This is a genomic window from Agromyces sp. MMS24-K17 (genome assembly GCF_043950245.1).
Classification (GTDB): Bacteria; Actinomycetota; Actinomycetes; order Actinomycetales; family Microbacteriaceae; genus Agromyces.
This window is the reverse complement of record NZ_CP171640.1, coordinates 2,848,985-2,863,403: the sequence shown is the minus strand read 5'-3', so window position 1 is coordinate 2,863,403 and position 14,419 is coordinate 2,848,985. Positions and strand designations below refer to the sequence as shown.

At 69.9% G+C, this 14,419-nt stretch carries 12 protein-coding genes; all 12 read right to left on the bottom strand.

Translation table 11 applies throughout. The features are described from left to right. Positions 1–69: 69 nt before the first annotated feature. Complete coding sequence (locus ACGGZK_RS13040) at positions 70–435, bottom strand: RNA polymerase-binding protein RbpA (protein WP_395243069.1); 366 nt, start codon at positions 433–435, stop codon at positions 70–72. 12 nt (positions 436–447) lie between these two features. Next, a complete protein-coding gene (gene secG, locus ACGGZK_RS13035) occupies positions 448–699 on the bottom strand; it encodes a preprotein translocase subunit SecG (RefSeq protein WP_395243068.1) in 252 nt (83 codons plus the stop codon). 98 nt (positions 700–797) lie between these two features. Beyond that, positions 798–1,586 (bottom strand): triose-phosphate isomerase, encoded by a 789-nt coding sequence (gene tpiA, locus ACGGZK_RS13030; RefSeq protein WP_395243067.1) that lies wholly within the window; start codon positions 1,584–1,586, stop codon positions 798–800. Then, complete coding sequence (locus ACGGZK_RS13025; protein ID WP_395243066.1) at positions 1,577–2,791, bottom strand: phosphoglycerate kinase; 1,215 nt, start codon at positions 2,789–2,791, stop codon at positions 1,577–1,579. The genes tpiA and ACGGZK_RS13025 overlap by 10 nt, the downstream gene beginning before the upstream one ends. Positions 2,792–2,803: 12 nt before the next feature. Beyond that, positions 2,804–3,808, bottom strand: coding sequence for a type I glyceraldehyde-3-phosphate dehydrogenase (gene gap, locus ACGGZK_RS13020; protein WP_395243065.1), 1,005 nt, complete (start codon positions 3,806–3,808; stop codon positions 2,804–2,806). A 96-nt stretch (positions 3,809–3,904) separates the two neighbouring features. Further along, positions 3,905–4,531: a superoxide dismutase gene (locus ACGGZK_RS13015; RefSeq protein ID WP_395243064.1), complete on the bottom strand. Its 627-nt coding sequence runs from the start codon at positions 4,529–4,531 to the stop codon at positions 3,905–3,907. Between the two features lie 104 nt (positions 4,532–4,635). Then, positions 4,636–5,616 carry a DNA-binding protein WhiA gene (gene whiA / locus ACGGZK_RS13010; protein WP_395243063.1) on the bottom strand — a complete coding sequence of 327 codons (981 nt, stop codon included), beginning with the start codon at positions 5,614–5,616 and terminating at the stop codon, positions 4,636–4,638. An 82-nt stretch (positions 5,617–5,698) separates the two neighbouring features. Continuing rightward, a complete protein-coding gene (gene rapZ, locus ACGGZK_RS13005) occupies positions 5,699–6,571 on the bottom strand; it encodes an RNase adapter RapZ (protein ID WP_395243062.1) in 873 nt (290 codons plus the stop codon). Positions 6,572–6,606: 35 nt separating this feature from the next. Then, the gene (gene uvrC, locus ACGGZK_RS13000; RefSeq protein ID WP_395243061.1) at positions 6,607–8,544 is read right to left on the bottom strand and encodes an excinuclease ABC subunit UvrC; all 1,938 of its coding nucleotides are present in this window, start codon (positions 8,542–8,544) and stop codon (positions 6,607–6,609) included. A 2-nt stretch (positions 8,545–8,546) separates the two neighbouring features. Continuing rightward, positions 8,547–11,441: an excinuclease ABC subunit UvrA gene (gene uvrA / locus ACGGZK_RS12995; RefSeq protein ID WP_395243060.1), complete on the bottom strand. Its 2,895-nt coding sequence runs from the start codon at positions 11,439–11,441 to the stop codon at positions 8,547–8,549. An 83-nt stretch (positions 11,442–11,524) separates the two neighbouring features. Continuing rightward, positions 11,525–13,588: an excinuclease ABC subunit UvrB gene (gene uvrB, locus ACGGZK_RS12990; protein WP_395243059.1), complete on the bottom strand. Its 2,064-nt coding sequence runs from the start codon at positions 13,586–13,588 to the stop codon at positions 11,525–11,527. 91 nt (positions 13,589–13,679) lie between these two features. Continuing rightward, entirely contained in the window at positions 13,680–14,297 is a 618-nt protein-coding gene (gene coaE / locus ACGGZK_RS12985; protein WP_395243058.1) for a dephospho-CoA kinase, read from the bottom strand. Positions 14,298–14,419 lie beyond the last annotated feature (122 nt).

The window sequence follows — 14,419 nt, the reverse complement described above, 5'->3', positions numbered from 1 at the left end:
GCGTCTCACGACGAAAGGGGCGGGGCCGGTCGATTCGACCGGCCCCGCCCCTTTCGCTGTGCGCCTGATTCAGGATGCGCTGCTCGTACCCCGACGCGAACGGAGCTGCTCGAGCGCCTCCTCGAGGAGCGTCTCCGCCTCCTCCTCGGTGCGCCGCTCCTTCACGTACGCGAGATGCGTCTTGTACGGCTCGGTCTTCGCGACCGACGGCGGATTCTCGCGGTCGCGGCCGGCCGGAAGACCGGTCGACGGGCTGTCGATGACGTCGGGGATCTCGTCCTCGGGCAGGTTCGCCGCGAAGTAGCGGACGGTCTCGTTGCCCTTGGCGTCCCAGTAGCTGATCGCGACTCGGTCCGCATGGACCCCGCGATCCTGCTCGCCCATGGGACCGGCGCCGACTCGGGAACCGCGGATGGCGCTGTTGCCGGAAACCATGTCGTCTCCCTGTCAGAGTCCGCTGTCGAACTTGGTGATGAGGCCGAGCACGACGATGCACGTGACCCACACCAGGCCGAGGATGACGGTGATGCGGTTGAGGTTGCGCTCAGCGACGCCCGAGGCGCCGAGGTTGGAGGTGACGCCGCCGCCGAACATGTCGGACAGACCGCCACCGCGACCCTTGTGCAGCAGGATGAGCAGCGTGAGCAGGAGGCTCGTGAGGCCGAGCAGCACCTGCAGGACGACCTGGAGGATGTCCACGGGGAACCTTTCCGGGCACGACGCAGTGACGTGCCGACATTCGAGTATAGCCAGAGCGCGGGGCCCCGGCCGTCAGGCCGGGACCCCGCGTCGTTCGTTCAGGCGCCGACGTGCTTCTTGAAGCGCACGATCGCCGAGAACTCGTCCACGTCGAGGCTCGCACCGCCGACGAGCGCGCCGTCGACGTTCGGCTCGCGCAGGAACGCGGCGATGTTGGTCGACTTCACCGAGCCGCCGTAGAGGATGCGGGTCGCAGCAGCGGCGTCCGCACCCAGCAGCTCGACCAGGACGGCGCGGAGCGCCGCCGCGACCTGCTCGGCCTGGTCGGGCGTCGCCGCCTGGCCGGAGCCGATGGCCCAGACCGGCTCGTACGCGACGACGATCTCCTTCGAGGCGTCGACGCCCTCGAGGGCCGCGCGGAGCTGCGCCACGGGCACCGCACTGGCACCGTGCGCCTCGAGGTCCTCGGCGGTCTCCCCCACGCACAGCACCGGCACCAGGCCGTGCCGCTGCGCGGCGAGCACCTTCGCGTTGACGTCGGCGTCGGTCTCGGCGTGCAGCGTGCGCCGCTCCGAGTGGCCGATGATCACGTAGCGCGCCTCGAGCTGGGCGAGGAACGCCCCCGAGATCTCACCGGTGTACGCACCGGAGTCGTGCGCCGACAGGTCCTGTGCGCCGTAGGCGATCGGGAGGGAGTCGGCCGCGACGAGCGTCTGCACGCTGCGCAGGTCGGTGAACGGCGGGAAGACGGCCACCTCGGCATCGGCGTAGTCGTGCTTCGCGTCGGCGAGGGCCCACGCGAGCTTCTGCACGAAGGCGATCGCCTGCAGGTGGTCGAGGTTCATCTTCCAGTTGCCGGCGATGAACGGCGTACGGTTCAGTGCCATCCGAGCACCTCCAGTCCGGGCAGCTTCTTGCCCTCCAGGAATTCCAGGCTCGCACCGCCACCGGTGGAGATGTGACCGAAGCGGTCGTCGGCGAAGCCGAGCTGCCGCACGGCCGCGGCGGAGTCGCCGCCACCGACGACGCTGAGGCCGTCGACCGCGGTGAGCGCCTCGGCGACCGCGAGCGTGCCCGCCGCGAACGGCGCGAGCTCGAAGACGCCCATCGGGCCGTTCCAGAACACCGTCTTCGATGCGCGGATGCGCTCGGCGAAGGCCGCGGCCGTCTCCGGCCCGATGTCCAGGCCGAGTCCGGATGCCCCGAACGGCGTCTCCTCGATCGCGTCCGCGGCGGCGACCTGGTGGGCCGCGTCCGCGGAGAACGACGCGGCGACGACGACGTCGGTCGGCAGGACGATGTCGACCCCGCGCTCCTTCGCCTCGGCGAGGTACCCGCGGACCGTCTCGATCTGGTCGGCCTCGAGCAGGCTGGAACCCACCTTGTGGCCCAGGGCCGCGAGGAAGGTGAACAGCATGCCGCCGCCGATGAGCAGCGTGTCGACGCGCGGCAGCAGGTGCGCGATGACGCCGAGCTTGTCGGAGACCTTCGAGCCGCCGAGGACGACCGTGTACGGGCGCTCGGGGTTCTCGGTCAGGCGGTCGAGCACGTCGAGCTCGGCGGCGATGAGCAGGCCCGCGGCGCTCGGCCGCAGCTGCTCGAGATCCCAGACGCTCGCCTGCTTGCGGTGCACGACGCCGAAGCCGTCGGAGACGACCGCGTCGGCGAAGGCGGCGAGCTGCTCGGCGAAGGCGCGGCGCTCGGCCTCGTCCTTGCTGGTCTCCCCCGGGTTGAACCGGAGGTTCTCGAGCACGAGGACCTCGCCGTCGGCGAGGGCCGCGACCTTCGCCGCGGCATCCTCGCCGACCGTGTCCGTCGCGAACGCGACCGGGGAGCCCAGGAGCTCGCCGAGGCGGGTCGCCGTCGGCGCCAGGCTGTACTTGGGGTCGGGCGCGCCGTCGGGGCGGCCCAGGTGGGACACGACGATGACGCGGGCGCCCTGCCCGGTCAGCGCCTCGATGGTCGGCACCGACGCCCGCACGCGGCCGTCGTCCGTGATGATCCCGTCCTTCAGGGGGACGTTGAGATCACAACGGACGACGACGCGCTTGCCGGCGAGCGGACCGAGTGAATCGATCGTTCGCAGGGACACGGAGGAACCGGCCTAGAGCTTCTCGGCGACGAGGACGGTGAGGTCGACGAGGCGGCTCGAGTAACCCCACTCGTTGTCGTACCACGAGGTGATCTTCACCTGGTCGCCGATGACCTTCACGAGGCCGGCGTCGAAGATCGACGAGTGCGGGTCGGAGACGATGTCGGACGAGACGATCGGGTCCTCGGTGTACTTGAGGATGCCCTTGAGCGGGCCCTCGGCCGCAGCCTTGTACGCCGCCTTGACCTCGTCGACCGTGACCGGACGCGAGGCGGTGACCGTGAGGTCGGTGATCGAGCCGGTGGGCACCGGCACGCGAAGCGCGTAGCCGTCGAGCTTGCCCTTGAGCTCGGGCAGCACGAGGCCGATGGCCTTCGCCGCACCGGTCGAGGTCGGGACGATGTTCAGGGCCGCGGCGCGGGCGCGACGCAGGTCCTTGTGCGGGCCGTCCTGGAGGTTCTGGTCGGCGGTGTACGCGTGCACCGTCGTCATGAGGCCGCGCTCGATGCCGAACTCGTCGTTGAACACCTTGGCGAGCGGCGCGAGGCAGTTCGTGGTGCACGAGGCGTTCGAGATGATGTGGTGGTTCGCGGGGTCGTACTCGTCGTCGTTCACGCCGATGACGAAGGTCGCGTCCTCGTCGGTCGCCGGAGCGGAGATCAGGACCTTCTTGGCGCCGGCGGCGAGGTGCTTGCGCGCGTCGGCCGCGTTGGTGAAGAAGCCGGTCGACTCGATGACGATGTCGACGCCGAGCTCGCCCCAGGGCAGGTTCGCGGGGTCGCGCTCGGCGAACGAGCGGATGGCCTTGCCGTTGACGATGATGTTCTCGTCGTCGTACTCGACGGTCGCGTCGAGGCGGCCGGTGATGGAGTCGTACTTGAGGAGGTGCGCGAGGGTCTTGTTGTCGGTGAGGTCGTTCACCGCCACGATCTCGATGTCGGCGCCCTGGGCGAGGGCAGCACGGAAGTAGTTGCGGCCGATGCGGCCGAAGCCGTTGATTCCGATCTTTACGGACACGGATTTCTCCTGATTGGTATGCGCGAAGGCGCGATTGAATCGGTGAATCTGGACGACGGCGTCCCGAGGAAGCGTGCTCGAGACGCCCTCCTCCGGCTACGACAGTAGCAGCAGGCCTGCCGTCTTCTCGCGGGCGACGTCGAAGCGCTGCTGGACGTTGGCCCAGTCGGCGATGGTCCAGAACGCCTTCACGTAGTCCGCGCGCACGTTCTTGTAGTCGAGGTAGTACGCGTGCTCCCAGACGTCGAGCATGAGCAGCGGCACGATGCCCGCGGGGAGGTTCGCCTGCTGGTCGAAGAACTGGAACACCGCGAGGCGCTGGCCGAGCGAGTCCCACGCGAGCACGGCCCAGCCGGAGCCCTGCACGCCGAGGGCGGTCGCGGTGAAGTGGGCCTGGAACGCGTCGAACGAGCCGAACTGGTCGTCGATCGCCGCAGCGAGCTCGCCGACCGGCTTGTCACCGCCGTTGGGCGACAGGTTCGTCCAGAAGATCGAGTGGTTGACGTGGCCGCCGAGGTTGAACGCGAGGTCCTTCTCGAGCTTGTTCACGTTCGCCAGGTTGCCGGTCTCGCGGGCCTCGGCCAGCTGCGCGAGGGCGGTGTTCGCGCCGGTCACGTACGCCTGGTGGTGCTTCGAGTGGTGCAACTCCATGATGGTGCCGCTGATCGCCGGCTCGAGCGCCGAGTAGTCGTAGGCGAGTTCCGGGAGGGTGTAGTCAGCCATTCCTTCTCCTTGTCAGATGCCGTGGAGAAACCGGGCGTGTGCCCGGTCGTGCCGCGGCCGTCTTCGAGTCTATGCCCGCGACGCGGCGGTGCACCGGGGTTGCGTCACACGACGTCGAGGTCGGCCGGCAGGTCGGCCTCGGTGTCGGGCACGCCGAGCTCGACCGCGCGCTTGTCGGCCATGGCGAGGAGGCGGCGGATGCGCCCGGCGACCGCGTCCTTCGTCATCGGCGGGTCCGCGTGGTGGCCGAGCTCGTCGAGGCTCGCGTCACGGTGCGCCAGCCGGAGCTCGCCCGCGTAGCGCAGGTGGTCGGGGATCTCGTCGCCGAGGATCTCCATCGCGCGCTCGACCCTGGCGCACGCCGCGACCGCCGCCTGCGCGCTCCGGCGCAGGTTGGCGTCGTCGAAGTTGACGAGGCGGTTCGCGGTCGCGCGCACCTCACGGCGCTGGCGCAGCTCCTCCCAGTTGCGCACGGTGCCGTCGGCGCCCATGTGCTCGAGCATCGCGCTGATCGCCTCGCCGTCGCGGATCACGACGCGATGCACGCCGCGCACCTCGCGCGCCTTCGCCGGCACGCCCAGGCGCCCGGCCGCGCCGACGAGCGCCATCGCCGCCTCGTTGCCCGGGCAGGTGATCTCGAGGGCGGCCGACCGCCCCGGGTCGGTCAGGCTCCCCTGGGCGAGGAAGGCCCCGCGCCAGACCGCGGCGACCTCGGGCCGGGAACCCGTGGTGAGGCGGTTCGGGAGACCCCGCACCGGACGACGGCGCGCGTCGAGGAGGCCCGTCTGGCGGGCGAGCGTCTCGCCGCCCTCGAGCACCCGCACGAGGTACTGGTTCTGCCGCCGCACCCCGGAACCGGCGACGACCGAGACATCCGGTCGTACGCCGTACAGCTCGCCGAGGTCACGGGTCACGCGACGCGCGACGGTCGGGCTGTCGAGCTCCGCCTCGATCGCGATGCGACCCGAGATGATGTGCAGTCCGCCTGCGAAGCGGAGGATCGACGCGAGCTCCGCCGCGCGCACGCTCGTCTTCGAGACCTCCACGCGCGCGAGCTCTTCCTTCACGTCAGCCGTCAATGCCACCTGGTGTTTCCCATCTCTGTTTCGGTTCGAAGTCGGTCGCCGGCGGGCGGCGTGCGGGTCGGGGTGCGCGCGACGCTGCGGGTCACTCCCGACCGAGGTCGCGGTGCCGGACGCTGACCGCGACGTCGGGATTGCCGCCGATGCGGCGCGCGAGCTCCTCGGCCATCGCGACCGAACGGTGCTTCCCGCCGGTGCATCCGATCGCGATCGTCGCATGCCGCTTGTTCTCACGCTGGTATCCGGCGAGCACGGGACGCAGCGCCGCCTCGTAGGCGTCGAGGAAGTCGCCGGCTCCGTCCTGGCCGAGCACGTACCCCGAGACGTCGTCGTCGAGGCCCGTGTGCGGCCGGAGCTCGGGCACCCAGAACGGGTTCGGCAGGAATCGCGCGTCGGCCACGAGGTCGGCGTCGGTCGGGAGCCCGTACTTGAACCCGAAGCTGATCACGGTCACCCGGACCCCGGCGCGACCGGCCTCCGCGAACGACTCCGTCACGAGGTTCGCGAGCTGGTGGATGTTCAGCTCCGACGTGTCGACGATGAGGTCGGCCGTCTCCCGCAGCGGCGCGAGCCGCGCCCGTTCGACCTGGATGCCGTCGAGGATCGTGCCGTCCTCCTGCAGGGGGTGCGGACGGCGCACGGACTCGAAGCGGCGCACCAGCACGGCGTCGGTCGCATCGAGGAAGACCACCCGCACGTTCACGCCACTGCGCAGCGCCTGGATGATGTCCTTCAGCTCGAGGAAGAAGTCGCGCCCGCGCACGTCGACGACGGCCGCGATCTTCGGCAGCGACGCGCCGGCACGTTCGACGAGCTCGACGAGGGGGCGGAGCATCTGCGGCGGCAGGTTGTCGACGACGTACCACCCGAGGTCCTCGAGCGCGTCGGCCACGGTCGACCGGCCGGCGCCCGACATCCCCGTGACGATGAGCATCTCCTGCTCGTCCTCATCACCCATCCGCGGACGCCCCCTTCCCGGTTGCCGCCCCAAGCCTACCCGCGCCCGTCGTCCCCAGCGGCGCCCAGCCGCCGGTGGACGGCGTCGGCGAGCGTCGGGCCGATGCCCTTCACCTCGGAGATCTCGGCCGGCGTCGCGCCCTTCAACCTGGCCACCGACCCGAAGTGCCGCAGCAACTCCTTGACCCGTGCCGGCCCGAGGCCCGGCACGTCGCTCAGCACCGTGCCGATGTCGCGCTTGCGACGCTGTCGCTGATGGGTGATCGCGAACCGGTGCGCCTCGTCGCGGACGCGCTGGAAGAGGAAGAGCGCGTCGGAGTTGCGCGGCAGGATCACCGGGAAGTCGGCGTCGGGCGTCCAGATCTCCTCCAGCCGCTTCGCAATCCCGCACAGCGAGATGCCCTGCACGCCCGATTCGAGCAGCGCTCGCGCCGCGGCCTGCACCTGCGGCTGGCCGCCGTCGACGACCAGGAGGTTCGGTCGATATGCGAACTTCGCGCGGCGGGCGGGCGGCGTGTCGGATGCCTCGGGCGTGTCGGATGACTCGGGCACGGCGTCTGCCACGGCCTCGCCATCGGGATCGGCCGCGCCGGGACCGGCCAGGTACGCGAGCCGGCGGGTGAGCACCTGGTGGATCGAGTCGGTGTCGTCGGTCGAGCTCGGAATGGTGAAGCGTCGGTACTCGTCCTTCCGCGGCAGGCCGTCCTCGAAGACCACCATCGAGGCCACGATGTTCGTGCCGGACAGGTGCGACACGTCGAAGCACTCGATGCGGAGCGGGGCATCCGGCATGCCGAGCGCCTCCTGGATGTCCTCGAGGGCCCGCGAGCGGGTCGTGAAGTCGGCGCTGCGGCGCGTCTTGTAGAGCATCAGCGCCTGGCGGGCGTTCTGCGTCGCCGTCTCGAGGAGGGCGGCCTTGTCGCCGCGCTGCGCGACCCGGAGCCGCACGCGCCGGCCCGCGACCCCGCTGAGCCAGCCCTCGAGCGCCTCGTGGTCGTCGGGCAGCTCGGGCACCACGACCTCGCCGGGCGGACGGATGTCGTCGGCATACGCGTTCTCGAGGACCGAGTCGATGAGCTCGCCGAGCGGCACGTCGAGCTCCTTGTCGACGGTCCAGGACCGGACGCCGCGGACTCTGCCTCCTCGGATGACGAACAGGTGCACGGCCGCGGCGAGCTCGTCGTGGTCGATCCCGAACACGTCGAGGTCGACGTGCTCCCCGAGCACCATCGCGCTCTTCTCGAAGAATGCGTTCGCCGCGGCGAGCTCGTCGCGGCGCCGGGCGGCGGTCTCGTAGTCCTGTACCGCGGCGGCCTGGCGCATCTCCCGCTCGAGGTCGGTGATGATGCGACGGTCCTGGTTCTGCATGAACGCGACGAAGCGGTCGACGTTCGCCCGGTGCTCCTCGATCGTGACCCGCCCCGAGCACGGCCCGAAGCACCGCCCGATCTGGCCGGCGAAGCAGGGCTTGCCGGTCGCCATCGCGCGCCGGTAGTCGCTGTCCTTGCAGGTGCGGATCGGGAACAGCTTCAGCATGAGGTCGAGCGTCTCGTTCACCGCCCACACCTTCGGGTACGGCCCGAAGTACCGGGCGCCCGGGATGCCCCGCTTGCGCGACACCATCGCCCGCGGTGCCTCCTCCGCGAGCGTCACCACGAGGTACGGATACGACTTGTCGTCCTTGAAGCGCACGTTGAACGGCGGCTTGAAGTCGTTGATCCAGGTGATCTCGAGCTGGAACGCCTCGACCTCGGTCGCGACGACCGTCCACGACACCGACGAGGCCGTCGTGACCATCCGGCGCGTGCGCTCGTGGAGCGTGTGCAGCGGCGCGAAGTAGTTCGAGAGCCGCGCGCGGAGGTTCTTCGCCTTGCCGACGTAGAGCACCCGTCCGTCGGCGTCGCGGAAGCGGTAGACGCCCGGGTCGGTCGGGATCTCCCCCGCCTTCGGCCGGTACGGGACCGTCCCCGCCATGCTCAGCTGGCGGCGACGGCGCGGCCGTCGACGGCGTCGAAGATCTCGCGGAGGAAGTACCCGGTGTGGCTGTCGTGGTGCGCGGCGACCTGCTCCGGCGTGCCGGCCGCGACGATCGTGCCGCCGCCGGAACCGCCCTCGGGACCGAGGTCGATGATCCAGTCGGCCGACTTGATGACGTCGAGGTTGTGCTCGATGACGATGACGGTGTTGCCCTTGTCGACGAGCTTGCCGAGCACCTTCAGGAGCTTCTGCACGTCCTCGAAGTGGAGGCCGGTGGTGGGCTCGTCGAGCACGTACACGCTCCGGCCGTTCGAGCGGCGCTGGAGCTCGGTCGCGAGCTTCACACGCTGCGCCTCACCGCCCGAGAGGGTCGTCGCGCTCTGGCCGAGCTGCACGTACCCGAGCCCCACGTCCACGAGGGTCTTCAGGTAGCGATGGATCGCCGAGATGGGCTCGAAGAACTCCGCCGCCTCGCTGATCGGCATCTCGAGCACCTCGGCGATGTTCTTGCCCTTGTAGTGCACCTGCAGCGTCTCGCGGTTGTACCGGCGCCCCTCGCAGACCTCGCACGCGACGTACACGTCCGGGAGGAAGTTCATCTCGATCTTGATCGTGCCGTCGCCCGAGCACGCCTCGCAGCGGCCGCCCTTGACGTTGAAGCTGAAGCGACCGGGCAGGTAGCCGCGGGCCTTCGCCTCCACCGTCTCGGAGAAGAGCGTACGGATGCGATCGAACACGCCCGTGTACGTCGCCGGGTTCGACCGCGGGGTGCGCCCGATGGGCGCCTGGTCGACGTGCACGACCTTGTCGAGGTGGTCGAGCCCGGTGACGCGGAGGTGCTTGCCCGGCACCTTGCGGGCGCCGTTGAGCCGGTTGGCGAGCACCCGATAGAGGATGTCGTTGACGAGCGACGACTTGCCCGAACCGCTCACGCCGGTCACGGCGGTGAAGACGCCGAGCGGGAAGTCGGCGTCGACGTGCTTCAGGTTGTTCGCCTGCGCGCCCTCGACGCGCACGAGGCGTTCGCGGTCGATCGGGCGGCGCTTGGACGGGACGGCGATCTCCCGACGCCCGGCCAGGTAGTCGCCCGTGATGGAGCGCGTGTTCGCGAGCAGGTCGGCGTAGCTGCCGGAGTGCACCACCGTGCCGCCGTTCACGCCCGCGCCCGGCCCGATGTCGACGATCCAGTCGGCAGTGCGGATCGTGTCTTCGTCGTGCTCGACCACGATGAGCGTGTTGCCGAGGTCGCGGAGTGCGACGAGCGTGTCGATGAGGCGTCGGTTGTCGCGCTGGTGCAGGCCGATGCTCGGCTCGTCGAGCACGTAGAGGACGCCGGTGAGGCCCGACCCGATCTGCGTGGCGAGCCGGATGCGCTGCGCCTCGCCGCCGGAGAGGGTGCCCGCGGCGCGCGCCAGGTCGAGGTAGCTCAGCCCGACCCGGATGAGAAAGTCGAGCCGGAGCTTGATCTCGCGGAGCACCTGCGCCGCGATCGCCTGCTCGCGGTCGGTGAGCTGGAGTCGGTCCATGAAGGCACGGGCGTCGGTCAGGCTCAGCAGGCCGACGTCGGCGATGCTGTGGTCGTGGATGAGCACCGAGAGCACCTCGGGCTTCAGCCGCTTGCCGTCGCAGACCGGGCACGGCACCTCGCGCAGGTACTCCGACCACCGGGCGCGCTGCACGTCGGTCTCGGCCTGCGCGTACTGCCGCTCGATGTAGGGCACGACGCCCTCGAAGCCCGACGTGTAGCTCATCTCGCGCCCGTAGCGGTTGCGCCAGCGGACCTTGACCTCGAAGTTCTCGCCGTGCAGCACCGCGCGCTGCGCCTCGTCGGGGAGGTCCTGCCACGGCGTGTCGAGCGAGAAGCCGAGGTCGCGCGCGAGCCCGTCGAGGAGCTTCTCGTAGTAGTTGTAGAGGCTCTTGCCCTGGCTCGTCCAGGGGATGATCACGCCGCCGGCGATGCTCGCCGCCGGGTCGCCGAGGAGCAGCTCGTCGTCGACGGACATGCGGGTGCCGAGCCCCGAGCACTCGGGGCAGGCGCCGAACGGCGCGTTGAACGAGAAGGTGCGCGGCTCGATCTCGGTGAGCTGGATCGGGTGCTGGTTCGGGCACGACAGCTTCTCGGAGAAGGTCTGCCACGCGTCGGGGCCTTCGGCGTCGACGTAGTTGACCTGCACCAGGCCGTCGGTCAGGCGCAGCGCGGTCTCGAGGGAATCGGTCAGGCGGCCGAGGATCTCATCGGATGCCACGAGCCGGTCGATCACCACCGAGATGTCGTGCTTGACCTGCTTCTTCAGGGTCGGCGGCTCGTCGAGGCGGATGAGCTCGCCGTCGACGACCGCACGGCTGTAGCCCTGCGCCGCGAGGTCGCGGAAGAGGTCGACGAACTCGCCCTTCTTCTTCGACACGACCGGGCTCAGCACCTGGAAGCGGGTGCCGGACTCGAGCTCCATGAGCCGGTCGGCGATCTGCTGCACCGTCTGCCGCTGGATGCGCTCACCGCACACCGGGCAGTGCGGCACGCCGATGCGCGCCCAGAGCAGGCGCATGTAGTCGTAGATCTCGGTGATCGTGCCGACCGTCGAGCGCGGGTTGCGGTTCGTCGACTTCTGGTCGATCGAGACGGCAGGGCTCAGCCCCTCGATGAAGTCCACGTCGGGGCGGTCGACCTGCCCGAGGAACTGCCGCGCGTACGCGGACAGCGACTCGACGTAGCGGCGCTGCCCCTCGGCGAAGATCGTGTCGAACGCGAGCGACGACTTGCCGGACCCCGAGAGGCCCGTGAACACGACCATGGCGTCGCGCGGGATCTCGACGTCCACGTTGTGCAGGTTGTGCACGCGGGCACCGCGGACACTCAGGCGCGAATGGGCATCGAGACGTGAGACTGGCACCATACGAGTCTACGAACCCCCTCCGACACGCTCCCCCGTCCGGCACATGCTGAGAGCGAACACATGTTCGAATCAGCGCGACCGGTTCACCCCAGGTGGCCCGCCTTCTCCATCTGGCGCAGCTCGCGCTTGAGTTCGGAGACCTCGTCGCGCAGGCGCGCGGCCAGCTCGAACTTCAGCTCGCCCGCGGCCTCGAGCATCTGGTCGTTGAGGTCGCGGATCAGGTCTTCGAGGTCGTTCGCGCCCTCCGCCGCGATGCCGCGCCGCCCCGCGGGCACGGGCGCGCGTTGCTTCGTGTCGCGACCGGCGAGCAGCGCGGCCGTGTCGGCCTCCTCGCGGACGAGCGCCGCCGTGATGTCCGCGATGCGCTTGCGGAGCGGCTGCGGGTCGATCCCGTTGACCCGGTTGTACTCCAGCTGCTTGTCGCGGCGCCGGTTCGTCTCCTCGATCGCGTTCGCCATCGAATCGGTCATCACGTCGGCGTACATGTGCACCTCGCCCGACACGTTGCGCGCCGCACGACCGATCGTCTGGATGAGCGACGTCGAGGAGCGGAGGAATCCCTCCTTGTCGGCGTCGAGGATCGCGACGAGCGACACCTCGGGCAGGTCGAGGCCCTCGCGCAGGAGGTTGATGCCGACCAGCACGTCGTAGACCCCGGCGCGCAGCTCGGTGAGGAGCTCGACGCGCCGCAGCGTGTCGACGTCGGAGTGCAGGTACCGCACCCGCACGCCCGCCTCGGTGAGGAAGTCCGTCAGCTCTTCGGCCATCTTCTTCGTCAGCGTCGTCACGAGCACGCGCTCGTCGCGCTCCGCGCGGATGCGGATCTCCTCGAGGAGGTCGTCGATCTGCCCCTTCGACGGCTTCACGACGATGGCGGGATCGACCAGGCCGGTCGGACGGATGATCTGCTCCACGACCCCGTCGGCGATGCCCATCTCGTACCGCCCCGGCGTCGCCGAGAGGTAGACCGTCTGCCCGACGCGAGCCTTGAACTCGTCCCACTTCAGCGGGCGGTTGTCGAGCGCGCTCGGCAGCCGGAAGCCGTGCTCGACGAGCGTGCGCTTGCGCGACGAATCGCCCTCGTACATGGCGCCGATCTGCGGGACGGTCGCGTGGGACTCGTCGATCACCACGAGGAAGTCGTCGGGGAAGTAGTCGAGCAGGCAGTGCGGCGCCTCCCCCGGCATCCGTCCGTCCATATGCCTCGAATAGTTCTCGATGCCCGAGCAGAAGCCGATCTGCTCCATCATCTCGAGGTCGAAGGTGGTGCGCATCCGCAGGCGCTGGGCCTCCAGGAGCTTGCCCTCGCGCTCGAGCTCCTGCAGGCGTTCGTCGAGTTCGTCGCGGATGGTGCCGAGCGCGCGCTGCATGACGTCGGTCGACGCGACGTAGTGGGAGCCCGGGAACACCGGAACCGCATCGAGTCGCTCGATCACCTGGCCGGTGAGCGGATGCAGGCTGTAGAGCGCCTCGATCTCGTCGCCGAACATCTCGATGCGGATCGCCCGCTCCTCGTAGATCGGGATGATCTCGATCGTGTCGCCGCGCACCCGGAAGTTGCCCCGGGAGAAGTCGATGTCGTTGCGCTGGTACTGCATCGACACGAACTTGCGGATGAGCCAGTCGCGATCGACCCGTTGCCCGACCTGCAGCGGCATCATCGCCGACAGGTACTCCTCCGGCGTGCCGAGTCCGTAGATGCACGACACCGTCGAGACCACCACGACGTCCCGGCGGCTCAGGAGCGAGTTCGTCGTCGAGTGACGCAACCGCTCGACCTCCGCGTTCACCGACGAGTCCTTCTCGATGAAGGTGTCGGTCTGCGGGACGTACGCCTCGGGCTGGTAGTAGTCGTAGTACGAGACGAAGTACTCGACGGCGTTGTTCGGCATCAGCTCGCGGAACTCCGTCGCCAGCTGCGCTGCGAGGGTCTTGTTGTGGGCGAGCACCAGGGTCGGTCGCTGCACCTGCTCGATGAGCCACGCCGTGGTGGCCGACTTGCCGGTGCCCGTCGCACCGAGCAGCACCACGTCGGTCTCGCCCGCGTTGATCCGCCCGGCGAGCTCGGCGATCGCCTGCGGCTGGTCGCCGCTCGGCCGGTACTCGCTCACGACCTCGAACGGCCGGACGGATCGCGTCGTCTCCATCGTTCCAGTCTAGGAACACCCACCGACACCACCGCCGGCGTTCGCTCTCGACGATCGCCCGGCCGCAGTCGCCCGTGCGACGCGCTCCGGATCAGGCGCGTGCGGCCCGCTGCTCCCCGACGATCCGGGCCCACAGGGCGTCGGCCTGGCTCATCGTGTGCGCGAGGGACTCCCCCGTGTCGATCACGACGTCGGCGATCGCCCGCCGCTCCTCCGGGGCGGCCTGCGCGTCGACGCGCGCCTCGGCCTGCGCGGGCTCGATGCCCCGCTCCTCGACGAGCCGCGACACCTGCGCCCGTCGCGGCGCCTCGGTGACGACGACCAGGTCGAACGGATGGTCCACCCGGGCCTCGACCAGCAGCGGCACGTCATACACCACGACGGCGTCGGGATCGGCGGCCTCCGCCGCCTCGATCAACCGACCGGACAGCTCGCGGACCGCGGGGTGCACGATCGCGTTGAGCCGCTCTCGCGCCGCACCGTCGGCGAACACGAGCGCGCCGAGGCGTTCGCGGTCGAGGGTGCCGTCAGCCCGGAGCATCCCGGGGCCGAATGCCTCGACGATCGCGGCCAGTGCCGGTGTGCCCGGCTCGACCACCCGCCGAGCCAGCTGATCGGCGTCGATGTGGATCGCGCCGTGCTCGTAGAGCCGCCGCGCGACGGTGGACTTGCCGGACGCGATGCCGCCGGTCAGGCCGATGAGGTACACGACGTCATGCTATCGCCGACGATGGGAGACTTCTCGGAGGAGGACTCGGATGCTCGAACTGCTCACCGGGATGGGACTGGCGCTCGCCGCCGGCCTCAACGCGTGGATCCCGCTCATCGTGC